The 22022-nt window shown below is 63.6% G+C and carries 22 protein-coding genes; 8 read left to right on the forward strand and 14 right to left on the reverse strand.

From position 1 onward, the window contains the following. Positions 1 to 352 precede the first annotated feature (352 nt). The 6 genes from glcF to ACELLULO517_RS05210 form a co-directional block, all read right to left on the reverse strand. Complete coding sequence (gene glcF / locus ACELLULO517_RS05185; RefSeq protein ID WP_227306244.1) at positions 353 to 1669, reverse strand: glycolate oxidase subunit GlcF; 1317 nt, start codon at positions 1667 to 1669, stop codon at positions 353 to 355. Between the two features lie 6 nt (positions 1670 to 1675). Continuing rightward, positions 1676 to 2884: an FAD-binding protein gene (locus ACELLULO517_RS05190; protein ID WP_227306245.1), complete on the reverse strand. Its 1209-nt coding sequence runs from the start codon at positions 2882 to 2884 to the stop codon at positions 1676 to 1678. A gap of 11 nt (positions 2885 to 2895) precedes the next feature. Further along, positions 2896 to 4320, reverse strand: a complete 1425-nt coding sequence (locus tag ACELLULO517_RS05195; protein WP_227306246.1) for an FAD-linked oxidase C-terminal domain-containing protein — start codon at positions 4318 to 4320, stop codon at positions 2896 to 2898. 138 nt (positions 4321 to 4458) lie between these two features. After that, entirely contained in the window at positions 4459 to 4638 is a 180-nt protein-coding gene (locus ACELLULO517_RS05200) for a DUF3309 domain-containing protein (protein WP_227306247.1), read from the reverse strand. Between the two features lie 215 nt (positions 4639 to 4853). After that, a complete protein-coding gene (locus ACELLULO517_RS05205; RefSeq protein WP_227306248.1) occupies positions 4854 to 5474 on the reverse strand; it encodes a YdcF family protein in 621 nt (206 codons plus the stop codon). Between the two features lie 105 nt (positions 5475 to 5579). Then, complete coding sequence (locus ACELLULO517_RS05210; RefSeq protein WP_227306249.1) at positions 5580 to 6290, reverse strand: class I SAM-dependent methyltransferase; 711 nt, start codon at positions 6288 to 6290, stop codon at positions 5580 to 5582. A 98-nt stretch (positions 6291 to 6388) separates the two neighbouring features. Here ACELLULO517_RS05210 and gloB point away from each other — a divergent pair, with 98 nt between their 5' ends. The 3 genes from gloB to ACELLULO517_RS05225 are packed head-to-tail and all read left to right on the forward strand — an operon-like array spanning position 6389 to position 8243. Further along, positions 6389 to 7120, forward strand: coding sequence for a hydroxyacylglutathione hydrolase (gene gloB / locus ACELLULO517_RS05215; RefSeq protein WP_227306250.1), 732 nt, complete (start codon positions 6389 to 6391; stop codon positions 7118 to 7120). A gap of 57 nt (positions 7121 to 7177) precedes the next feature. Further along, entirely contained in the window at positions 7178 to 7780 is a 603-nt protein-coding gene (locus ACELLULO517_RS05220; protein WP_227306251.1) for a glutathione S-transferase N-terminal domain-containing protein, read from the forward strand. Between the two features lie 13 nt (positions 7781 to 7793). Further along, entirely contained in the window at positions 7794 to 8243 is a 450-nt protein-coding gene (locus tag ACELLULO517_RS05225) for a cupin domain-containing protein (protein ID WP_319796411.1), read from the forward strand. On the opposite strand, the gene ACELLULO517_RS05230 is transcribed toward ACELLULO517_RS05225, so the two are convergent. The 3 genes from ACELLULO517_RS05230 to ACELLULO517_RS05240 form a co-directional block, all read right to left on the reverse strand. After that, positions 8240 to 9415 (reverse strand): arabinose transporter, encoded by a 1176-nt coding sequence (locus ACELLULO517_RS05230; RefSeq protein WP_227306252.1) that lies wholly within the window; start codon positions 9413 to 9415, stop codon positions 8240 to 8242. The two genes, ACELLULO517_RS05225 and ACELLULO517_RS05230, sit on opposite strands and share 4 nt — an antisense overlap. Positions 9416 to 9505: 90 nt before the next feature. Continuing rightward, the gene (locus ACELLULO517_RS05235) at positions 9506 to 10243 is read right to left on the reverse strand and encodes an SDR family oxidoreductase (protein WP_227306253.1); all 738 of its coding nucleotides are present in this window, start codon (positions 10241 to 10243) and stop codon (positions 9506 to 9508) included. Between the two features lie 222 nt (positions 10244 to 10465). Beyond that, entirely contained in the window at positions 10466 to 11392 is a 927-nt protein-coding gene (locus tag ACELLULO517_RS05240; RefSeq protein ID WP_227306254.1) for an alpha/beta hydrolase fold domain-containing protein, read from the reverse strand. Positions 11393 to 11524: 132 nt separating this feature from the next. Here ACELLULO517_RS05240 and ACELLULO517_RS05245 point away from each other — a divergent pair, with 132 nt between their 5' ends. After that, entirely contained in the window at positions 11525 to 12418 is an 894-nt protein-coding gene (locus ACELLULO517_RS05245; RefSeq protein WP_227306255.1) for a LysR family transcriptional regulator, read from the forward strand. A gap of 573 nt (positions 12419 to 12991) precedes the next feature. On the opposite strand, the gene ACELLULO517_RS05250 is transcribed toward ACELLULO517_RS05245, so the two are convergent. After that, complete coding sequence (locus tag ACELLULO517_RS05250) at positions 12992 to 13321, reverse strand: hypothetical protein (RefSeq protein WP_227306256.1); 330 nt, start codon at positions 13319 to 13321, stop codon at positions 12992 to 12994. Further along, the gene (locus tag ACELLULO517_RS05255; protein WP_227306257.1) at positions 13318 to 13557 is read right to left on the reverse strand and encodes a hypothetical protein; all 240 of its coding nucleotides are present in this window, start codon (positions 13555 to 13557) and stop codon (positions 13318 to 13320) included. The genes ACELLULO517_RS05250 and ACELLULO517_RS05255 overlap by 4 nt, the downstream gene beginning before the upstream one ends. A 536-nt stretch (positions 13558 to 14093) precedes the next feature. Here ACELLULO517_RS05255 and ACELLULO517_RS05260 point away from each other — a divergent pair. Beyond that, entirely contained in the window at positions 14094 to 15257 is a 1164-nt protein-coding gene (locus tag ACELLULO517_RS05260) for a glycosyltransferase (RefSeq protein ID WP_227306258.1), read from the forward strand. A gap of 21 nt (positions 15258 to 15278) precedes the next feature. On the opposite strand, the gene ACELLULO517_RS05265 is transcribed toward ACELLULO517_RS05260, so the two are convergent. Then, positions 15279 to 15653: a nuclear transport factor 2 family protein gene (locus ACELLULO517_RS05265; protein ID WP_227306259.1), complete on the reverse strand. Its 375-nt coding sequence runs from the start codon at positions 15651 to 15653 to the stop codon at positions 15279 to 15281. Between the two features lie 54 nt (positions 15654 to 15707). Here ACELLULO517_RS05265 and ACELLULO517_RS05270 point away from each other — a divergent pair, with 54 nt between their 5' ends. Next, the gene (locus tag ACELLULO517_RS05270) at positions 15708 to 16217 is read left to right on the forward strand and encodes a MarR family winged helix-turn-helix transcriptional regulator (RefSeq protein WP_227306260.1); all 510 of its coding nucleotides are present in this window, start codon (positions 15708 to 15710) and stop codon (positions 16215 to 16217) included. 56 nt (positions 16218 to 16273) lie between these two features. Here the strand turns inward: ACELLULO517_RS05270 and ACELLULO517_RS05275 are convergent, their stop codons facing one another. Continuing rightward, on the reverse strand, positions 16274 to 17179 hold the full coding sequence (locus ACELLULO517_RS05275) for an AraC family transcriptional regulator (RefSeq protein WP_227306261.1): 906 nt from the start codon (positions 17177 to 17179) through the stop codon (positions 16274 to 16276). Positions 17180 to 17518: 339 nt separating this feature from the next. On the opposite strand from ACELLULO517_RS05275, the gene ACELLULO517_RS05280 reads away from it, so the two are divergent. Further along, positions 17519 to 19009 carry a glycosyltransferase family 39 protein gene (locus ACELLULO517_RS05280; protein ID WP_227306262.1) on the forward strand — a complete coding sequence of 497 codons (1491 nt, stop codon included), beginning with the start codon at positions 17519 to 17521 and terminating at the stop codon, positions 19007 to 19009. Further along, positions 19006 to 19998, forward strand: coding sequence for a threonine ammonia-lyase (locus ACELLULO517_RS05285; RefSeq protein WP_227306263.1), 993 nt, complete (start codon positions 19006 to 19008; stop codon positions 19996 to 19998). Before ACELLULO517_RS05280 ends, ACELLULO517_RS05285 begins: the two co-directional genes overlap by 4 nt. Here ACELLULO517_RS05285 and ACELLULO517_RS05290 read toward each other — a convergent pair. After that, positions 19980 to 21854, reverse strand: a complete 1875-nt coding sequence (locus tag ACELLULO517_RS05290; RefSeq protein WP_227306264.1) for a putative bifunctional diguanylate cyclase/phosphodiesterase — start codon at positions 21852 to 21854, stop codon at positions 19980 to 19982. The genes ACELLULO517_RS05285 and ACELLULO517_RS05290 overlap by 19 nt on opposite strands. Between the last annotated feature and the right edge of the window lie 168 nt (positions 21855 to 22022).

Below are 22022 nucleotides of genomic sequence, written 5' to 3' on the forward strand. Positions count from 1 at the left end.
TTCACGCGCTGGCTGAGCGCGCGCGCGTATGCTTCCGCGATACCGATGGCCGCTGTGCTAAAGCCCGGCGGGACGTGACGCTCGTTCATCCTTCGTTCCCCACAGAACCGCGCAAGGCCACCCATCGTCGGAGGGTCTTCCTCCTTTACCGATCATGGCGAAAAATTAAAGCCTCATTTGCGGCTAAGTGACGCAGGTTTTGGGTACAAGCCACAGATAAGGTTGGCAGAACGGCTCAATCGCCTGGAATATCTCGCAGCTAACCTGGCGCATCGCGTTCAGAACTGCACTATCAAAAGAGAGCCGTCAAAGACCTCATTTCGGTGGAGGGCCGCGCTGCCTCTTGTTTCGTTCAGACGTCAGACTGGCCGATAGCGTCAGGCCGCGGGCCGCCGGCCATCCAGTCCAGCAACTCCACCGTATGCAGCACGGGCATGCCGTCACCCGAGAGCTGGGTAATGCAACCGATATTGCCGGCGGCGATCAGATCCGGGCGGCGATCCTTCAGGGTCGCGAGCTTGCGGCTGCGGAGCTGCCCAGCGATCTCAGGCTGCATGATGTTATAGGTTCCGGCGGACCCGCAGCACAGATGCGGGTCACGCGGCTCGACCACCGAGAATCCCGCCGTTTTGAGGAGGTCTTTCGGGGCGCTCGTGATCTTCTGGCCGTGCTGCAGGCTGCAGGCGCTGTGATAGGCGACCGTCAGATCGGGCGCCGGGCGCTGCGGCTGATAGCCGATCCGGACGAGGTATTCCGAGATATCGGCGGCCAGGGCCGCGACACGCTTGGCCTGCGCCGCCTCGGCTGGCGGCGCGTCGCGGAACATGAAACCGTAATCCTTCACCGTGGTGCCGCAGCCGGAGGTATTGATCAGGATCGCATCCAGCCCCTCGCCCTCGATCTCCCGCGTCCAGCCCGTGATCGCGGCGCGGGCCGCCGCCATCGCCGGATCGTGCTGACCCATGTGATGCGTCAGCGCGCCGCAGCAGCCGATCGCGGCCGGGATCACGACCTCGATCCCCAGACGGGTCAGCAGCCGGATCGTGGCCTCGTTAATCGACGGCGCCAATACGGTCTGGGCGCATCCGGTCAGAAGGGCCACACGTCCGCGCCGCGCGCCCTCGGCCCGGTGTATCTGCGGCTTCTGAGCAGCGCTTTGCGGCGGCAGCTTGGCCGGCGCCAGGGACAGCATCGCCTGCAACCGCTTGCCTGTCATGGTCCCGGTCGGAATAAGCCCGGCTGCGGGCCGCGCCAGTGCCGCCCCCCGCAAAGCCAGGCGGAATAGACGCGGATGGGGCAGCACGCGCCCCAGCGCGCCGCGCATCAACCGTTCAGGCCAAGGCCGTTTATAGGTCTCCTCGATATAGCGGCGCGCATGATCGACGAGATGCATATAGTTCACGCCCGAGGGGCAAGTCGTCATGCAGGACAGGCAGGACAGGCAGCGGTCGACATGGCGCACGACCTCCTCTGTCGCCGGCTTGCCGGATTCCAGCATCTCCTTGATGAGGTAAATGCGCCCGCGCGGACTATCCAGCTCATCGCCCAGCAGGACGAAGGTGGGGCAAGTCGCGGTGCAGAAGCCGCAATGCACGCAAGTGCGCAGCACCGAGTTGGATGCGGCATTATCCGAATCCCGCAGCTGTTCGACGGAGAAATTGGTCTGCATGGATATCTATAGCCCCGCGTAGAGACGGCCAGGATTGAAGATGCCGGCCGGGTCCATCGCGGCCTTGACCCGTCGCGTCAGCGCGGCCAGCGCCGGTGCCTCCTCCGGCACCACCGGAACCGCCGTGCGCAGGCTGTCCGGCGCGCGCATGAGCGTAAAATGGCCGCCCAGGTCGCGGACGGCCCGCATGACGGTGCCGTGGACGGCCTCGGTGCCGGGCCCGGCCGCCCAGATGCGCCCGCCGCCCCAATCCATGATCCCGCGCGCCCCGGCGGCTTCGATCAGCGCCAGAAGCTGCGGTCCATGTGACGGCCGGGTGGAGAGATGCCAGACCGCTTCGCTGGCACCGGGGCGCAGCGGCGTGACGTCACGGATCGCTTTCCAGACAGCACGGCTTGTCAGGTCATCCAATGTCTCGGCCCGGCCGAAGCGGGCCAGGACCCCGGACAGCTGGTCCAGCCGATAGGCGACGCTGTGGGGGAAATCCTCGATGCGGATGATGGTCACCGATTGCGAACCCAAGGCGGGGATGGTCTCGGCGGCCCAGGACGGCAGAAAGGCAGCGCCGGAAACGCCGAAGGGCGAGCCGAGCGCGGCCGACAGAGCGGAGACGCCTTGGTTTGCGTCCAGGCCGCGGATGATGATGGCGCCGGTGGTGGCCGGCGCGGGCAGTACCTTGAGCGTGATCTCGGTCATGATGCCGAGCGTGCCTTGGCTGCCGGCGAGGAGCTTGCAGAGATCGAGCCCGGTGACGTTCTTCAGCACCCGCCCGCCGGACCGGATGACCTCGCCACGACCGTTGATCACCCTGATGCCCATGACATGGTCGCGGGTGGCACCCCAGGCGATACGTCTTGGCCCGCTCAGATTGCCGGCGACCATGCCGCCCCAACTCTGACCCGCATCGCTGCCCAGAAGGCCGGACAGGTCCGGCGGCTCGGCCGTCAGCTGCTGACCGCTCTGCCGCAATACGGCTTCGATCTCATCCAGCGGCGTGCCGGCAAGGGCCGAGATGACGAGTTCGCGCGGCGAATAGAGCGTGACGCCGGACAGGCGCCGGGTGGAGATCGTCGCATCCGCCTGTACGGGTCGCAGCATGCCGGATTTGGACCCGAAGCCCTGCACCAGCAGCGGCCGGCGGTCGGTCGCTGCCTGCGCCACCAGTACAGCGAGCTCAGCCTCGTCAGCGGCTGCGATATCGCTGCGTTCAGCCATAGCAATCATGGTCAGGCGGCCACCAGCGGGAAGACCTTGGCAGGGTTGAGCAGCCAATCCGGATCGAAGGCCGATTTGATGGCGCGCTGCTGATCGAGCTCGATTTCGGTGAACTGGCGGTGCATGAGGTCGCGCTTTTCCACACCCACGCCATGCTCGCCCGTCAGACAGCCGCCGACCTCGACGCAAAGACAAAGGATATCGGCGCCGAAGGCTTCGGCGCGATGGAAACTATCAGCGTCATTGGCATCGAACATGATCAGCGGATGCAGATTGCCGTCACCGGCATGGAAAATATTCGCGACCTTGAGCCTGTAGTGATCGCTCATCTCCCCGATGCGGCGCAGCACCAAAGGCAATTGCCCGGTCGGAATGGTGCCGTCCATGCAAAGGTAATCGGGGCTGATCCGCCCGACCGCCCCGAAGGCGCCTTTGCGACCCTTCCAGATAGCGGCACTCTCCTCCGCCGATTGCGAGACGCGGCAGCTGATCGGGTCGAATTCGTCACACATGGCGCGAATGCGGCCGAGCAGTTCATCCTGTTCGGCGACGGAGCCTTCCACCTCGATGATAAGCAGGGCCTCGGCGTCCAGCGGATAGCCGGCATGGGCGAAATCCTCGCAGGCATGGATCGCCGGACGGTCCATGAATTCGAGGGCGACAGGAATGATGCCGGACCCGATGATACGATCGACGCAGGCACCGGCGATTTCGTTGGACCGGAAGGCCGCCAGCATGGCGCGCTGGCCCTCGGCCGCCCGCAGGATGCGGACCGTGACTTCGGACACCATGGCAAGCTGCCCCTCGCTTCCCGTCAGCAGGCCCAGCCAGTCATAGCCGGCGGCGTCCAGATGCATGCCGCCGATATCCAGTATCTCGCCTTCGATGGTGACGATCTTGAGGCCGAGGAGGTTATTCGCCGTGACCCCGTATTTCAGGCAATGCGCGCCGCCGGAATTCATCGCGACATTGCCGCCGATCATGCAGGCAAGCTGGCTGGACGGATCGGGCGCGTAGAAAAAACCATCGGATTGCATCGCCGCCGTAATGCCAAGATTGGTGACCCCGGCTTGCACGACGGCAAAGCGGTCGTCGTAGTCGATTTCCAGAATCCGGTTCATGCGCATCATGCCGATGACGACACCATCGGCCAGGGGCAGCGCGCCGCCGGACAGGCTGGTGCCGGCGCCACGGGGAATGACGCGCACCCCTTCCTGATTCAGGAAGCGCAGAACGGCGGCGAGTTGTTCGGTCGTTTCCGGCAAGGCGACCGCCAGCGGCGGCTGGCGGAAGGCGGTCAGCCCGTCCATCTCATAGGGTTTCAGCCTTGCCGCTTCGGCGATGACGCCGCTATCGCGCAGAATCCGCCGCAGCCCGGCGATAATGGCGTCGCGCTTGGCGAGCGTCGCCGCTTTCGGTTCCGGTAGGCGGATCATCGCAACGGCCCCTCTCCCTGGTCTCTTTTTATCGGCCACGAATCTGCGCCCCCCAGGCGGGTCACGCAAGATAGGCCGGCAAAAGAAAGGGCGCGGCCCTTTCGGCGCCGCGCCCTTTTCAACCCGAAGACGGCTCGTTCAGTAGTGATGGCCGCCGAAGAGCAGCAGCAGGATCAGCACGACGACCAGGAAGAAGCCGAGACCGCCCATGCCATAGCCGTAATGCGGACGCTCCCGGTAATAGCCGCGGCTATAACCGTATCCGCCGCCGCCGAAGACCAGCACGAGCAGGATAATAATGAGGATCAGAAACATCATCGTCTCCCAATAAAGCGTGCTGACCCTTTACACCGGCCAGCGCGACATCTTGTGACAATAGATGGACCGCCACCGAAAAACGGCAGGGGGCGATACACGGGAACGTGACGATAGGGCCCATGCGGGACAGTCGAATAATCATGACGGTCCACCTTTAAACTTGGCGCATGCTCAGGACCGCTGTTCCGGCCATAAGCCGAGGTCCAGTCCGAGGGCTAAACCGGCTGACCCGAGACAAGACGATCGCCGAAGCCCGCTTCCGTCAGCGCCTGAAGCGCGGCAGTAACCGCGACCGGCACCGCCTGCTCAATCTGATAGCCAAGCTTTGGATAGACCATGATCCGATGCATGTCCCCGACGAGGGCCCGCACGGTCCGCTCAGGCTGACGGTCGCGCTGAAAATAATCATGCATCGAAATGTCTTCGCATTGCATGCGCAAGTCCACATTGGGCCAAACCAATCGCCCGGTCGCAAACCCGCGTCGCGTCATATAGGGTTTCGCGACGACCAATAGTCTTTCGATCCTACGGTCAGAGTCTTCCATCATGGTTTTGGTGAAAGCAAAATTCTCACCGGTATTCGTCGCCATGGGTTCTAGAATGATGGCGTGATCCGGCACGCCGCTCTCTCGCGCCGCATCCGCAAAGACCTCTGCCTCGGACCGATCCCAACCGGGATCGAGCAAACTTCCCTGATGGGCGATCCCGCCGGACATAATGATGACCGGGGCCTGACCCGCTTTCCAAAGTTCCGCCGCGCAAACCGCAGCCATGGGATCGAAACTGCCGAGTGTCAGGATCGCGTCGGCGGGCGCGAGCGGGTGAACGAGCCTCATGTAATTCCAAAGAACGGAGAGCGGCCATAAGACTGCGTCATCATCCCAGCGCATGCCGAGGAACTCCTTCCGTTTCGGTCGAGGTTGCTTCCCCGAGCGGCCCGGCTAGGGCGCTTCGGCCAGCACGAACCGGCGGGAGCGCGTCATATTGGTGGGTAAGGCGGAATAGACGTCCTTGACCGCCTCCGCGATGGTGACGCCCGCGAATTGCGGCACCGCCCAATGGCCAGCACGCTCGAATAGCCGGTTGCTCCGCAGCACCAGGCGCATTTCCATGGGCGGCAGAAACAGCGCGGTTTCCCGATGTTCGACGCGGAACAGGCTTTGCGACAGCAACCGCCCGACCTGCCCGGCCGAATAGGGCGTGCCCTGGCCGAAGGGCGTGTTCTCGAAATAGGCCCACATGCCGCGCCGATTGGGGGTGACGACCATCAGCCGCCCGTCATCCTTCAACACCCGCCACACCTCGCGCAGCAGGCGTCGCGCATTCTCGGCCCCCTCCAGCCCATGCACCAGCAGCACACGGTCAAAGATCGGCCCCGAAAAAGGCAGCGCGTCCTCCTCGGCCATGCAGGTCAGATTGGCGGCGCCGACCGGCCAGCGGGCCGCGCCGTATTGGGCCGGGGTGACGGCGACCGTCAGCCGCGCATCCTCTCGCCAGGCGCGCAGATAAGGCGGCGCATAGCCCAGGCCCAGGACCGCCCGCCCGGTCATGTCCGGCCAAAGTGCTGCGATCCGCTTGCGGATCAGGCGCGCCGCCACGATCCCCTGAGCGGTCGCGTAGAAATCGGCGGCTGAGTGAACGTCGAGTGCCATTCGGCCGAGCATAGCGTAAAGCACACAGCACCGCGATGAGTGTAAAAGTCGTATCGCAGCGCATTCCCGCTCAAGGCTGCCGATGCTAGGTTCATCCCATGGCACTCATCGCAATTCCCGTTCCCATGCTCTCCGACAACTACGCCTGGCTCCTGCGGGATGAGGCGTCCGGCAAGCTCGCCTTCATCGACCCTGCCGACAGCGAAGCCGCGAGCGAAGCGGTGGAGACGATGGGCGGCGCGCTCGACACCGTGCTGCTGACCCATCACCACAACGACCATATCGGCGGGGCCGAGGCTTTGCGCACGCGTTTTGGCGCGCAGATCGTCGGTGCGGCGCTCGACTCGCATCGCCTGCCCCCGCTCGACCATGGCGTGCGCGAGGGCGAGACCTTCGACTTCGCCGGCCACACGGTCGAGGTTATCGATACGCCCGGCCATACGGTCGGCCATATCTCCTACTTCCTGCCCGACGGGCCGATGCTGTTCTGTGGCGACACCATGTTCAGCCTCGGCTGCGGCCGTATGTTCGAAGGCACGCCCGTGCAGTTCTTCGAAAGCTTCCGCAAGATCGCGGCTTTGCCGCCGCGCACGCTGATCTATGCCGGGCATGAATATACGCAGTCTAACGCGCGCTTCGCGCTCTCCATCGATCCGGACAATCAGGCGCTGCGCGACAAGGCGGCCGAGGTCGACCGGCTACGCGCGGCCGGCCAGATGACGCTGCCGGTCCGTCTGGAAGACGAACTGCCGGTGAACCCCTACCTGCTGGCGCGCGATGCCGTCAGCTTCGGGCGCATCCGCCAGCTGAAAGACAGTTTCAAAGGTTGATCGGCCGCTTTTGCTGCCCACCTTTTCCCCAATATTCCCTCCGTAAAGGACGTCCCGGTGAAGCTGTTTTACTCGCCCACCAGCCCTTTCGTGCGCAAAGTGGTGCTGGCCGCCAAAATCCGCGAGATCGACTCGCAGATCGAGCTTGTGCCGACCGACGCCCATAGCTCGCCGGCCGCCCTTCTCTCGGCCAATCCGCTGTCGAAAGTGCCCTGTCTGATGACGGAAGACGGCGTGGCGCTGTTCGATAGTCCGGTCATCTGCGAATATCTTGACAGCCTGGGCGACGCGCCGCCGCTTTTCCCTGACCATGGCGGGGTGCGTTGGACCGCGTTGCGTCAGCAGGCCCTGGCCGACGGCATGATGGATGCGGCGGTCCTGGGCCGCATGGAAAGCGTCCGCCCGCAGGAGGAGACGCGGGCCAAGGTGATCGAACGGCAAAAGGCCGCCGTCACGCGTGGCCTGGCTTTGCTGGAGGAGACGCCGCCGGAAGCCGGCCACCCGACCATCGGCACCATCTCCGTCGCCTGCATGCTCGGCTATCTGGACTTCCGATTTGCGGCCGATGACTGGCGCGCCGGGCACCCGCGCCTGGCCCGCTGGCTGGAGAGTTTCGTGGCGGCGACGCCGGCCTTCGCCGAAACCGCGCCGCCGGTCTGAACGGGTTCGCCGCGTGATCGATCTCGCCCGTCCTGACCTCAGCGCGAATGATGTGGTGGCTGGTCTTGGCCTGCTGCCGCATCCCGAAGGCGGCTTCTACCGGGAAACGTTCCGCGACGGCGATCTGGATCAGCGGGGCGTGGTGACGGCCATCCATTTCCTGCTGCCGCGCGGCGTCATCAGCCATTGGCACCGGGTCGATGCGGTCGAGATCTGGTTCTGGCATGCGGGCGCGCCGCTGCGGCTTGATATCGCATCCGCTGACGCGGAACCGGCAAAGGTGACGCTCGGGCGCGATCTGGGTTCTGGCCAGAGTTTTCAGGGTTTCGTGCCGCCGCATGCCTGGCAGAGGGCAGAGAGTCTGGGCGATTGGACCCTCGTTTCCTGCACCGTCTCCCCGGCCTTTCTGTTCAGCGGTTTCGAATTGGCCCCGCCGGGCTGGGAGCCGGCGCCGGCGGCTTAGGCATTGGCCGTTCGCATGGCCTGCCTTGCCCAGATCGCCATCCCCAACCCGATTGTGGCCGCGATACCGCCGATCAGAAAGACCGAAGCATAGCCTGAACGGTCGGCGAGCAGGCCGACCACCGGCGCGGTCGCGCCATAGGCCAGATCCTGAAAGGCCGCGAAACCGCCTAGCGCCGTGCCGCGCAACTGTGGCGGCACCTGCTTGACGACTTCGGACCCCATGGCCGGAAAGACCATCGAACAGCCGAGGCCGGTCAGCAGCGCGCCCACCAGCGCTAGGACTGGTCCGGGTGCGACCCACAGCAGATATTGGCCGCAGGCCTCCACCGCCAGCGAGGCGATGGCGACGGGTGTGCCGCCGATCCGGTCCGGCAGATGGCCGCAAAGCACACGCACGACCACGAAACCAAGGCCGAAACAGGTAAGCCCAAGACCCGCATAGGGCCAATGGCGGCTGAGGAAATAGAGGGAGAAGAAGGCGCCCAAGGCCGCGAAGCCGACCCCTTGCAGACCGACCGCTGCGCCCGGCTTCCAGATTTGTCCGATGATCGACCAGAAGGAAACCCGATGACCGCCCTGCGGGGCGACGGCCGGCAGGCTCTGCACAACGACCAGTCCCAGAAGTGGCACAACCGCGCAGACGAGCATGAGAGCACCGAAGCCGCAGCTGTGCATCAGCCAAAGGCCGAGCGGACCACCCAGCGCGAAACCGCCATACATGCCCATGCCGACCAGGGACAGAACCTTGCCCGATCTGGGCTGGCCCATCAGGCCGATGGACCAGCTGATCATGCCGACCAGCGCCAGGCTTTCGCCCAGGCCCAGCAGCAAGCGCCCTGCGATCAGCACCGCGTAATCGGCCGATGCCGGCAGCCGGGACCAGGTCGACAGCAGACAGATCAAGCTGGCGGCTGCGTAGACGATCAGGCCGCGCTGCATGGACCGTTTGCCGCCATGCCGGTCCGCCTGGGTGCCGGCGTAGGCGCGCGACAGGATGGTCGACAGAAAGGCAATGCCGACCGCCACGCCGCCAAAAGCGTTGTTGAGATGCAGACCCTGCACGACATGCAGCGGCACGGCGGGCAGCGACATGGCAACGGAAAGATAGGAGACGAACAGAGCCGCCGTCAGAAGAATGACGCGGCGATAGGCCAGATCGGCTGCAAGCATAGTCAAAAGCTCCGCATTATTTTTATTCTTGCGCGTTGATTGGCGTGAACGCTTAAGGGCCGCTGACCGATGGGTCGAGCTTAGCCGGGATCAGTTTCTACCGCCATTCGCCTTTATAACCTGTCCGTTGACCCAAGCGCTGTCAGGCCCGGCCAGGAAGGAGACGATGCGCGCGATATCGTCCGGCTGACCGAGCCGGCCTAGCGGAATATCCTGGGTCAAACGCTGGAGGATAGTCTCCGATCGACCGGCCAGAAGCAGCTCGGTCAAGACCGGACCGGGCGCCACCGCATTGACGGTCACTTGGCGTGTCCCCAATTCCTTCGCCAGCGTATGGGTCAGCGCTTCCACCGCAGCTTTCGTCGCCGTGTAGACACCATGCGCCGGAAGATAGGCGCCGATGATGCTGGTCGAAAGGTTGATGATGCGACCGCCGTCCCGCACCCGTCGCGCGCCTTCACGCATGCCGTTGAAGGCGCCGGTCAGGTTGACCGCCAGAAGGCGCTGGTAGTCTTCGTCGGTGACGGTCGCCAGCGGCGACATTGCGCTGATACCGGCATTGTTCACCACAACGTCGATCGGCCCGAAGGCGTCTTCGGCGGCATCGAATAGCGCTGTCATGGCGGCTGCATCGGCGACGTCTGCGCGCATCGCTTTGGCCCGCCCGCCAGCGGCTTCGATGACCGAGACCAAGTTTTCCGCCGCGGCTGTGCTGGCCGCATAGTTAATGATGGTCTGAAACCCATCGGCCGCCAGTCGTATGGCGATCGCGGCACCGATGCCCTTGGAAGCCCCCGTCACGATGGCGGTTCGTCTTATAGCGGTCATGCGACATATCTCCTCTCGACACGATCTGCGTCCGACAGAAAATACGATGAATTCGTCACATTTCTCAGTCGCATTACCGGAAGGAGGCGCGGCATGCCCTGAAAACCTAGGCTTGTCCTGCGCAGAGCCATGGGTTTTGCCGTGCGCGGCGGCCGCCGGCCAACGAGACTATTCAGGTTTTGGTGGCGACAAATTCAGGCTGTCGGACCCGGTTGTCTTGGCTCAACTCCGCCAGTGCCGGGTGATGAATGACGCGGCATTGTCCAAGGCCAGGCGCGCCGCCGGCAGGTCTGTCACGGAGCGCTGAAAGACGTGATGCAGGCCCTCATAGATATCCAGATGCACCGCCCCGCCCAGGTTTGCGGCGGCTTCCGCATAGCGCCGTGAATCATCCAGCAAAATCTCGTCGGTGCCGACCTGAATGGCGAGCGGCGGCAGTGCCGCCGGCAAGTCGTAGAGCGGTGAAGCGCGACCGTCGCGCGGATCCGCGCCGGCCAGATAGGTCTCCGCCGCCTTGGCCAGAATCTGTGGCTTGAAGATCGGGTCATAGGTCTCAGCGTTGAACGATGCGCCCGTCAAAGCAAGGTCGAGCCATGGTGACAATACAACGACGGACGCGACCTCTGCGCCCTGTCCTTCCGCATCTTGCAGGACCCCCAGCGTCAGCGCGCCGCCAGCGGAATCACCGATCAGCGCGATTTGCGTGAAGCCTCGGCTGGCCAGCCAGCGACGGGCAGCGATGGCCGCGTCGAACGCCGCCGGAAAAGGATGTTCCGGCGCCAGCGGATAATCGAGCACGAAGGTGGCAATGCCGGTGCGGCAAGCCACCTGACTGGCAAAGCCGCGATAAGCGGCGGCGGAGCCCAGCATATAGGCGCCACCATGCAGAAACAGAATGGCGCGATCGGCCGGAGCATCGGCCGGGCTGACCCACCAGCCCTGCATTGCGCCGTCATCGACCTGTAGCAGCACCATGCCATCCGCGATCGGCGTTTGGGCCGTCATCGCGTCATAGGCTTCCCGCATCGTGCCGGTGAAGCCTGCGAAATGCTGCTGCACCTTGGCCAGCAGCGCGCGCTCGATGGCGCTCTCGGCCTCCGATATCGGATGGCGTGTTGCGATCAGGGTCGGAAGACCAGGGTCGGTCATGGGATCTCGCCTCTGCATGGATCGGCTGAGCCCGACCCGTTGAGGCGGGGTTTTGAGCCATTCCATTTTCTGCAGATAGACAGGGGATAAGACTACCATCTATTCCTGACAGGACAGAATGAGGGATGATCGGTGGATCGGCTCGATGCAATCCGGCTTTTTGTGCGCGTCGTTGAAAAAGGCAGCTTCTCGGCGGCCGCGCGGGAAGCCGGGATCGGCCAGTCGGCGGCCAGCAAACAGATCGCGGCGCTGGAGGCGCGGCTGGGCGCGCAGCTTCTCCAACGCACATCGCGCAGCCTAGCCGTCACGGAACTCGGGCAGAGCGTCTATGACGCTGCCCTGCGACTGGTCGAGGATTTTTCGGCCTTGGACTCCCTGGTCGGTCAAGGTCAGTCCAATCCTTCGGGCCTTGTGCGCGTTGCCGTCGCGCCGGTTTTCGGGCGCCTTTACATCGTGCCACGCCTGCCCGAATTCTTTGGCCTGTTCCCCAATATCAGCGTCGAAATGTCAGCCTCCGACCGTCACGTCGATCTGATCGAGGACGGGTTCGATCTCGCGATCCGTCACGGCGATCTGAGCGATTCCTCCATGACCGTCCGCAAGCTGGCGACCAGCCCTTTCCTGACGGTCGCCACACCCACCTATTTCGAGCGTCACGGTACACCGACGACACCGGGTGATTTGACCGGTCATGCCTGTATCACCTTTGCCTCGCAGCAGAGCATCCGTCCCTGGCGGTTCGCGGGTGGGGCCGTCCATCGTCCGGACGGGCCATTCCGCACCAGCGACGCGGAGCAAGGGCGGGCCGCCCTTCTGGCGCATCTCGGTATCGCGCATATGCCGGCCTGGATCGTGGCACCCGAACTCGCGTCAGGCGCCTTGCACCTGGCCTTGCGCGATTACGAGATGGAGACAACGACCATCAACGCTGTCTATCCGTCCCGGCGGCATCTGCCGACCAAGGTTCGCCTTCTGCTCGATTTTTTGGCCAGGACCTTGGCCCTTGACCTGAATCTTCCTTGTTGACCGACGCTGGAGACGGAGAGTTCTGCCGTCAGGCCCGTCAGCGAGCAAACCCTTGCAATGCGTCGATAAAGCCTTCCGGGCGATAGGGTTCGGATGCCGTATTGAATACCGGCCCGACCAGCTTAAAGTCCATCAGGTTTAGTTGGAAACACCAAAAAATCTGTCGTGCGCGGGCCCCGACCCGCGCATCTACCCGACGCAGCAAGCAATCGGCCGGCTGGGCGCCGCGGCGGGTAGGTCCGCGCAACAAGTGCGCGGATGACAAATTATCTATTAAAACCTGACAGACTCTAGGGGGCGCGGTCCGTCATCGGACCAGTTGGGCCTCGTCCGCTCGGCCAGCAGCCCTGTTCGAAAGCCGGATTTAAAAACGGCCATGCCCGTCTTTTGCCTTTCCCTGGCGCAACATCATCCGAAACGTCGTCGCGCGGGCGATCGCAGGCGATTGACGATCTGGAACGCGCCCGCGTTACCTTCGACCAGACGATCGGTACGGCGACCAGATGGGACAAGAAGGACGAGGTCTAACCGCGACGCTCCGTCAGCTCAAAGAAAACTCGTCGGGAACTGAGGTCATTTAAGCCAGCTTAGTCCGCCAATTATGCCGCCAACGATAAGGGCGACTGCACCGATGCCAATCGCGATCCATTGGATCTTCCACGACCAGAGGTCATCATTGGTTGGAAGTCGATCAAGCTTCTTATCGATGCCAATCAGTTGGTGGGAGATGGTTTTTTGGTCAGCCTTGATCTCCGCCAGATCCCGTTGGACGTACTCGAAATGCGTTTCTAGTTTGGTCAGGCGGCTTTCCATGCCCCCAGAATCACCTCCGCCAGCATCATTTACAAGGGAATTATCTGAAGCCGCCATTGGAACCGGATAAGGAATCAACTTGCCGGTCACTGCCCCACTGACCTCTTTGGGGTGAGTAGCCTGTCCTTGAGGTGCATCCGGACAAATCCACAATTCAGGCAAACTAGAACGTAAGTATCCATTTTGTTTTCCGGCACGCCGGTCGTAATTTTGACTGTTATCTCTCCGTTTGCAAAGACACCCCATTCAGTCGTGGCGCAGAACGGACAATCATCACTGACCCCTCGTTCTTCAAAAAACCCTTCGACTTTCTTGACGTCATCCATCTCCTCGGCCATGTCCCTGGCGGAGATTCGTAATGAAGGTCGGGGCTTATTATCCGGAAGATCCGAACTCATTTTTGTCCTTTGATCATCTAACTAAGGCGATATTCGCGATAAGTTGCGGCTCCATATCAAATTTGGAAAATCCAAGCCTATTTTTCATTTCGATTTTGCACAAAAACATAAACCGACTGGCTGGCCAATAGCCTATATGCGTCCCACTCTCTTACTCTGCCTCTGGCGCCAGTGGTTTGATCGACAGGCTGAAGCCGAGCGCCTTGGTCAAGGCCGTCAGCGTCGATACCCCTCGGGCGAAAAGGCGCGACACGGATTTCGATCATATGTCAATTATATTTGACAATCCTGCCCGTCCCTATCGGTGCCGCCTGATCGAGAGCTCCACAGTCGCGAGCCAAGCGATGGTCGCAGCGTTCCGGCCCCCAGCACGCCCCACCGCCGCCAGAATACCGCCGCAAATCCAGTGCTCTCTGCGCGCCGGCGAAGCCTTTGGGGGCTTTCGCCTGCCGGAGTGCTCGCTTATGGACTACGCCATGGTCGAAGAGCCCAAATCTGCCCCGGACCTTGCCGAGGCCCCTGTACTCCGTCGCGTGAGCGCGGAGCTGTCCATCGTCGTGCCCTGCTACAAGGAACGGCCGAACGTCCGCCCGATGGTGGAGCGGATCGGCGCGGCTTTACCCGGCGTGGAATGGGAAGTCATCTTCGTCGATGATAACAGCCCGGACGGCACGGCGGATGAGGCGCGTGCGCTGGGGCGGATCAATCCCCGGGTGCGCTGCATCAAGCGCATTGGCCGGCGCGGGCTTTCCACCGCCGTGATCGAAGGCGCGCTCTCCTCCTCGGCCGATTTCGTGGCCGTGATGGACGGCGATCTGCAGCATGACCAGACCATTCTGCCCGCCATGCTGGCGCAGCTGCGCGCCAACCAGGCCGATGTCGTCATCGGCAGCCGGCATGTCGATGGCGGCTCCTCCGACGGTCTCTCATCCGCCATGCGCCACCGCATTTCCAATGCCGGCATCTCCGTCGCGCAATATTTCCTGCCCATGCGCATCACCGATCCGATGAGCGGCTTCTTCATGATGCCGCGCAGCCGGTTCGAGACCATCGCCCCGCGGCTTTCGGGCCAGGGCTTCAAGATCCTGCTCGACCTGATCCTGTCCGCGCCTGAGCCTCAGCAGTTGCGGGTGAAGGAAATCCCCTGCCAGTTCCACAGGCGAGAGGCGGGAGAGAGCAAGCTCGACGCGCTGGTGATGATCCAGTTCGCCTCCCTGCTGCTGGACAAGGGGCTGCGCGGCTATGTGCCGATGCGCTTCGTCGCCTTCGGGCTGGTCGGCACGCTCGGCATGATCGTCAATCTCGCGGCCCTCTGGGCGGGCGAGAGTGTCGGGCTGACCTTCGTCGCGGCCGAGATCATCGCGACGATCATCGCCATGCTGTTCAACTTCCAGCTCAATAACCGGCTGACCTACCGCACGCACCGGCTGCGCGGACCCAGGCTGATCCGGGGGTTGATCCTGTTCATGCTGGTCTGCGGGCTGGGCGCGATCGCCAATGTCGGCATCGCGACGGCGCTGTTTTCCAGCGGCAGCCATAACGGCTTCGCGGCCGCCGCCATCGGGGCTGCGATCGGCGTAGTGTGGAACTACGCCGTCTCCTCCACCCTTGTCTGGCGGACGGTCTGAGCGGATGGCGGCTGAGGCTCTCTAAACGACGTCCTGGATGTCGAAACGGGCCACCTTGCCCGCGCGCAGCCGGAAAACATGCCCGACCGTCTTGTCGTGAAGCCCGTGCGTCTGCCCCTGCAGCGGCTTGCCGTCCAGATCGCGGACGGATTGCCGGACTTCCGCGACGATCGCGCCATCGGCCGCACGATGAAAACCCACCGGCTCGACATGCGGACTGACAATGGCCCATTGGCGCGTCCAATAGTCGCGGACGGCCGCGCGGCCTTGGACATGGCCACCCTCCATCCCGTTGGCCCAGGCGACATCGTCGGTCAGCGCGTCCAGCACGCCGTCTATGTCTCGCGCGTTGAAGCGGTCGTACAGGTGTTCGAGCATTGTGACGTCATCGTCCATGGGGTCTGTCCTGGCTGAGGGCGGGTGTTGCAAGGCAGGTCGATGCAATTATATATGCACGTATATAATTATGCCCGCAAGGAGGAAGCCGCGATGGACCTGGATGTGCTGTCGACACCTGGGCACCTGATCAGCCTCGCGGCGCGCGGTTTCGCGCGCCTCAGCGAAGCGCGGCTCAAGCCGCTCGGCTTCGGTGTCGGGCATCTGCCGGTGCTGGTGGCCCTGCAGGATGGCCAGGCCAGCACGCAGCGTGATCTCGCCCGCTTCGCCAAGGTCGAACAGCCGCCGATGGCCCAGATGCTCGCCCGCATGGAACGGGACGGGCTGATCCGACGCGCGCCGGACCCGGCGGATGGGCGTAGCAGTCGCATTACGCTGACGGCGGAAGCCGAGGCACGTCTGCCGGACGCGGTCGCTGTCCTGCTGCGGGGGAACCAGGAGGTATTGCTGGGCTTCACGGATGAGGAGGCTGGGCTTCTGGCAGCCCTGCTGACGCGCCTGATCGCCAATCTTGATCGGGTCGCGAGTGCTGACGGCAAGGCATTATCCGAACGGCAGGACTGACCGCACGCTGCCGGGCGTCGGCCGCCCCGATCCGAGGTCTGCGCTTAAGCCGAGCTCTATTTACCGGGCAGTCGCTCGCGGCGCCATTGTGCCGGGGTCACGCCCGTTGCGCGCACAAAACTGCGGCCGAGATGACTTTGATCCACGAATCCGCACAGAATCGCCACTTCGGCGAGGGTCAGACTTGGATCCGGGATCAGAGATTTCGCCCGCGTGATGCGCCGGTGAATAATCCACTGATGCGGGGTCATGCCCGTGGAAGACCGGAAAGCCCGTGAGAAATAGCCCATCGATAATCCGCACTCGGAGGCCATTGCGACAATTGAAGGGTCATCCGACAGGTGATCTTCAATGAAATCGCAGACACGGCGGAGTTGCCAAGGGCTCAACCCACCTGAAATCTGGTTGCCGCGTGGCGAGCCACCGTAAGTGTAGATGATATGGTCAAATGTCGCGAGCGCGATATACTCGACGAAAGCTGTGGTGACTTCGGTTGAGTTTTCTATGGCGGGCAACAGGACTTGCGCCAGTCGGTGAAGAATCTGATCCTGCTGCCCGAAATACTTCGAATGCAATCCACCTATCCGGCGAATGCCCTTTTCGTAGGACATCTCGTCGATGCTGGCCCTTGGGATGTAGAAGCGAATATTGTCGAACTTTTCGTCCAGACTGATCTCCGTCCGCGCGGTCATGTCAAAAAGATAAGCCTCCCCCGGAGACTGCAAGACGGATTGCACGCGTCCGGCAATGGAAACGCGGGAGAACCTTGTCGCGGTGATCGAGGAACAGAATGAGAAAGCATCTTCCACTCCTCCCGCGAGGTTATTTTCTCGTTTTGGCTCTAAGTTCTGAAAGCGGGAAAATGCAATCTGCGTTTTACCCACCAGATTCGCGGCGATTGTGGGCGGCGGCGGGATCTTGAATCTTTCGCTCAGGCCCTTCGCAATACGATCAGCCAGCAAGCGCGCCTCCTCCGCCCATTGGATTAGATACGGCTGTCTGGGTTTTGCCAGCGTCATGGAAGAATGCCGAGAGCCGACCGGGCAAGCCAGCGCTTTCGACGCAGGATTGTCCCAAACGGGTCCGATTTATTCCAGATCGGTCATGGTCCTAACCTGGGGCGCCCTTCGTTAGGCGTTTAGTTGGAAACACCCCCCAATCAGTCGCGCGCGGCCTGTCCGGCCGGGCTTCATGCCGCGTATCTAACATCGCGTGCAGGCAAGACCGTTTCCAGGCGCTGAGGTGGGGCGCCGCTTTCAGGACTGGTGCGCCCTACCCCGCCTGGGCCATAGGCTGAACCGATGCCTGACCGTTCCTCCTCCCGCTCCGACGCTGGTCGCTTCGCGCTGGCTTTGGGCCTGCTGACCTTGCTGCGACTGGTCGTCGCGGCCGCCATTCCGGTATCCCCGGACGAGGCCTATTACTGGCTTTGGGCGCAGGCGCCGGCCGCCGGCTATTACGACCATCCCTTCATGGTGGCCGCCTGGGTGCATATCGGCACCGGGCTTTTCGGCAATACGGGGCTCGGCATCCGCCTGCTCGGGCCGATCAGCACGGCGATCGGCTCCTATCTCATTCTCGATGCCGCGCGGCGGTTGGGGTATGGGCGCGGATACGGCGCCGCCATCCTGCTGAACGCGACGCTGCTGTTCGGCGCCGGCAGCGTGCTGATGACGCCCGACACGCCGCTGCTGTTCTTCTGGATTCTGACGCTCTGGACGGCCGCGCGGATCGCCGCCGGCGGCTCGGGCTGGTGGTGGATCGCGACCGGTGCTGCAGCCGGCCTGGCGCTCGACAGCAAATATACGGCCGCCCTGCTGCTCGCCGGGATCGGGCTCTGGGCGCTGCTGACCCCGCTCGGCCGCCGCTGGCTGCTGCGTGACGTCCGGCCCTGGGCCGGTCTTGTCCTGGCGCTGGCGGTGTTTCTGCCCGTCATTCTGTGGAATGCCGATCATCATTGGGTGAGTTTCGCCAAGCAGGGTGGCCGCACGGCCGATTTCCACCCTGCCCGCGCTTTGCAGTTCCTGGGTGAGTTGATCGGCGGTCAGCTTGGCCTCGCGACCCCCATTATCTTCATCCTCTGCGTCCTCGGCCTGTGGCGCGCGACCGCCATTGCCATCGCGACCCGGAATGCGGCGCCGAGCCTGCTGGTCGCCCTCGGCCTTCTGCCCGCTTTGGTCTTTATCCAGCATGCGCTGGGCGACCGGGTGCAGGGCAATTGGCCCGAAATCCTCTATCCGGCCGCCGTCATCGCGGCCATCGGGCTGCCGTGCTGCCAGCGCTGGCTGAAGCCCGGCGCGATCCTGGGATTCGCCCTCACCCTCATCGTCTATGTCCAGGCGATCGCCAGCCCGATCCCGATGGGCGGCGCCAGCGACCCCACCATCCGGCTGCTCGGCGGCTGGCATAAGCTGGGTAGTGCGGCCGAAATCCATGCCCGGCAGACCGGCGCGCAGTTCATCGCGGTCGACGAATACGGGCTCGGCTCCGAACTGGCCTTGCGCCTGCCCAAGACGATTCCGCTGCTGGCGGATGACCCGCGCTGGCAGTATTTCAATCTGCCTGGCCCCGCCACGGCCGGCCTGCGCACAGGCGCCACCGGCCTGCTGATCCGCACCGAGCGCCGCCATGACGCGCCGGATGCTACGCCCTGGAGCAGTATGCGCGAACTCGGCAGTATTTCCCGCAGCCGTAACGGGCGTGTAGGAGAGAGCTATAAGCTCTATGCCGTGACCCTTGGGCCAAGTGCGCCCGCCCTTCTCGCCCGTCTTCCTTCCGGAGCATCACCGTGACTGACCGTCTGCCCAGCATCGAGGATATCGAAGCCGCCCGCACGCGCTGTGGGGCGCGGCTGCGCCACACGCCGCTGCTGCGGAGTGCCGCATTGGAGCGCCGCATCGGCGGCGCCGTGCTGCTGAAGGCCGAGAACCTGCAGCATACCGGCAGCTTCAAGCTGCGCGGCGCCATGAACGCCGTGCTGGCGCTGGTCGAGCAGGGCCACAAGGGCGGCATCGTCGCCTTCTCGTCCGGCAATCATGCGCAGGCGACCGCCTATGCCGCCGCCGCCGCCGGGTTGAAGGCGACCATCTTCATGCCGGCCGATGCGCCCGCGATCAAAACCCGCCTGACCAAATCCTGGGGCGCTGAAGTTGTGCCCTTCAACCGCCTGACCGATGACCGCGAGGCTTTGGCGCGCGCCGAATGCGAGCGCACGGGTGGCGCGCTGATCCCGCCCTACGACCATTTTCAGGTCATGTCGGGCCAGGGTACCGCAGGTCTGGAGATCGCCGAGGATGCGCGGGCCAGCGGCCTCACGGTCGATGCGCTGCTGGCCCCCGTAAGCGGCGGCGGGTTACTGGCCGGCACGACGCTTGCCGTGCAGTCCCGCTTTCCGGACGCGAAAACCTATGCGGTGGAGCCTGAGGGCCGTGACGACATGCGCCGCTCGCTGCTGTCCGGCGCGCGGGAGGTCAACGGCCCAGACGGCTCCGTTCTGTGCGACGGCTTGCTGTCGCCGCAGCAGGGCGAGCTGACCTTCGCGGTCAATAAGGACCATGTCGCGGGCGGCGTCGTGGTGACGGATGACGCGGTGCTGCAGGCCATGGCCTTCGCCTTCCTGCATATGAAACTGGTGCTGGAGCCGTCAGGCGCGATCGGCCTGGCAGCCCTTCTCTCTGGGGCTTTCGACGGGCGCGACAAGACGACCGCCATCATTCTCTCGGGCGGCAATGTCGATCCGGAGACCTTCCAGCGGGCGCTCGCCTATGCGGGAGAGGTCTGACCCTCGGCCCGCGGAAACGTCACTGCCATCGGCCAGTCGGGCTGCGGGCGCCCGATGTGATAGCCCTGCATCAGCCGGAACCCGAGCTGGTGCAGCGCGTCCATCTGCTCCTGCCGCTCGATCCCCTCGGCCACCACATGCAGGCCGAGCAATTGGGATAAATGGAGAATACCGGCGGCCATCTTGGATGAGCCGCCGGGCTGCCCGACTTCGGCCGTCAAGGACCGATCGATCTTCAGAACATCGAACGGATATTTGTGCAGCCAGCTGAGCGACGAATAGCCCGTGCCGAAATCGTCCAAGGCCAGCGAAAAACCAAGCCGTTTCAATTCCTGAAGGACCAGTGCCGCGCGCTCGGGGTCGACCATGGCGGATTGCTCGGTCACCTCGATGATGCAATGTTCCGGCGCCAGCCCCTCCTCCCGGCAGATCCGCGCAATCTGCTCGGGCAGATGGATAGTCATGATCTGCGCGGCTGAGACGTTCAGGCTCACCTTGGTCTGAGGGCCCTGGCCTTTGGCTTGGACCGTCTTCAGCCAGCGGCAAGCCGTGCGGACGACCCAGAGGCCGATCTCGTTGGTGAGGCCCGTTTCCTCAGCCAGATCGATGAAATGCCTGGCCGACATGATCCCGTCCGGCCTTTGCCAGCGCAGCAGCGCCTCATAGGCGAAAACGCGATCGGTTTCGACGTCCAGAATCGGTTGATAATGCAAACGAAACTCGCCCCGCGAGACGGCCTGTCGCAGCGCCGCCTCCAGCGCCACCCGACGCTCGACGACCTTGTGCATGGCGGGTTCGAACAGCATGATCTTGCGATCCTTGCTGCGCTTCGCTGTGTACATCGCGATATCGGCATCGCGCATGGCCAGTTCGACATCCTGATAGAAGCTCACGGCCGCAACCGCGCCGATGCTCACCCCCAGCGTATAGGGCTTGCCGTCGAGCATATAGGGCGTGGTGAGCGAGCGATGCACCGCCTGCGCCAGGGCCAGAACCTCATCCTCGCCATGCTGTGCCGTACACAGCAGCACGAACTCATCGCCCGAATGGCGGGCAGCGACGCAGCTTTCCTCGCCATACTGGTCAGCGATGGCGGATAGTCTCTGCGCGACCTCGACCAGCAGTTGATTGCCGACGTGATGGCCAAGGCTGTCATTGATGAGCTTGAACCGGTCGAGATCCAGAAACAGCAGGCAGGCGTCCCGGCCAAGGCTCACGGCGGCCTCTGTCCTGGACGCGATCTCCGTGAAAAGCCCCTTACGGTTCAGAAGCCCCGTCAGCGGATCGTGCAAGGCGTCGTAGAGTGCCAGATTCCTGGCCCCCACAAGATCCCGCGCGAGCTGGTGCTGTTCCGCCAGTGCCACCTGCAAATCCGCCGCGACCTTCGCACTATGTTCGGCGAGTTCGTTCTTGAGCGCGACATTGCGTTCGAGCGCACCGGCCTGCGCGAGCAAAAGATCGGCAAGCTGCACGATATGGGTCTCGCCACCGACCGTGACGAGCAGGGGTTCGAAGCGCGTGACCTCCTCCCGCGCCAGAGCCGCGCGGCAGGCGGTGGGCAGCGGCGTGTCCTCGCTCAGCGTGAGCGTTTGGAGCGCGACCGAGGTCAGCAATTCCTGCAGCGGACGGTTCAGGAAAATCTCGCGCCCATAGGCCTGACTGAGGGCGGCGAGAAAAACCCGCCGGCTCAACAGCCCTCGGATATCGCTGCCCTGGCAGACGATGATGCCCGGCAAAGCGGGTTCCGTCAGAAAAAGCTGCTCCAGCAGAGAAGAGCGTTCGTCGATCGAGATCGACGTCGTCCAGGTTCGACAGGAGCCGGATCGGAAGACGGTCGCAAGCTGGCTGTCATTCATCTCAATGAGAAAGTCACAAACTTGGCCAAATCAATAAGTGGGGGTGGTTACAGGACCATTTCCTCTGCCAGCTTTACAGTTTGGAGACGTTACAGTTTCGTGTGCAGAGGGCTCCAACCGCCGCCGGCATCGTGGAACGCAAGCAGGGCCCAGGGATCGCACAGCCCG

Source organism: Acidisoma cellulosilyticum, from assembly GCF_020621385.1.
Classification (GTDB): Bacteria; Pseudomonadota; Alphaproteobacteria; order Acetobacterales; family Acetobacteraceae; genus Acidisoma; species Acidisoma cellulosilyticum.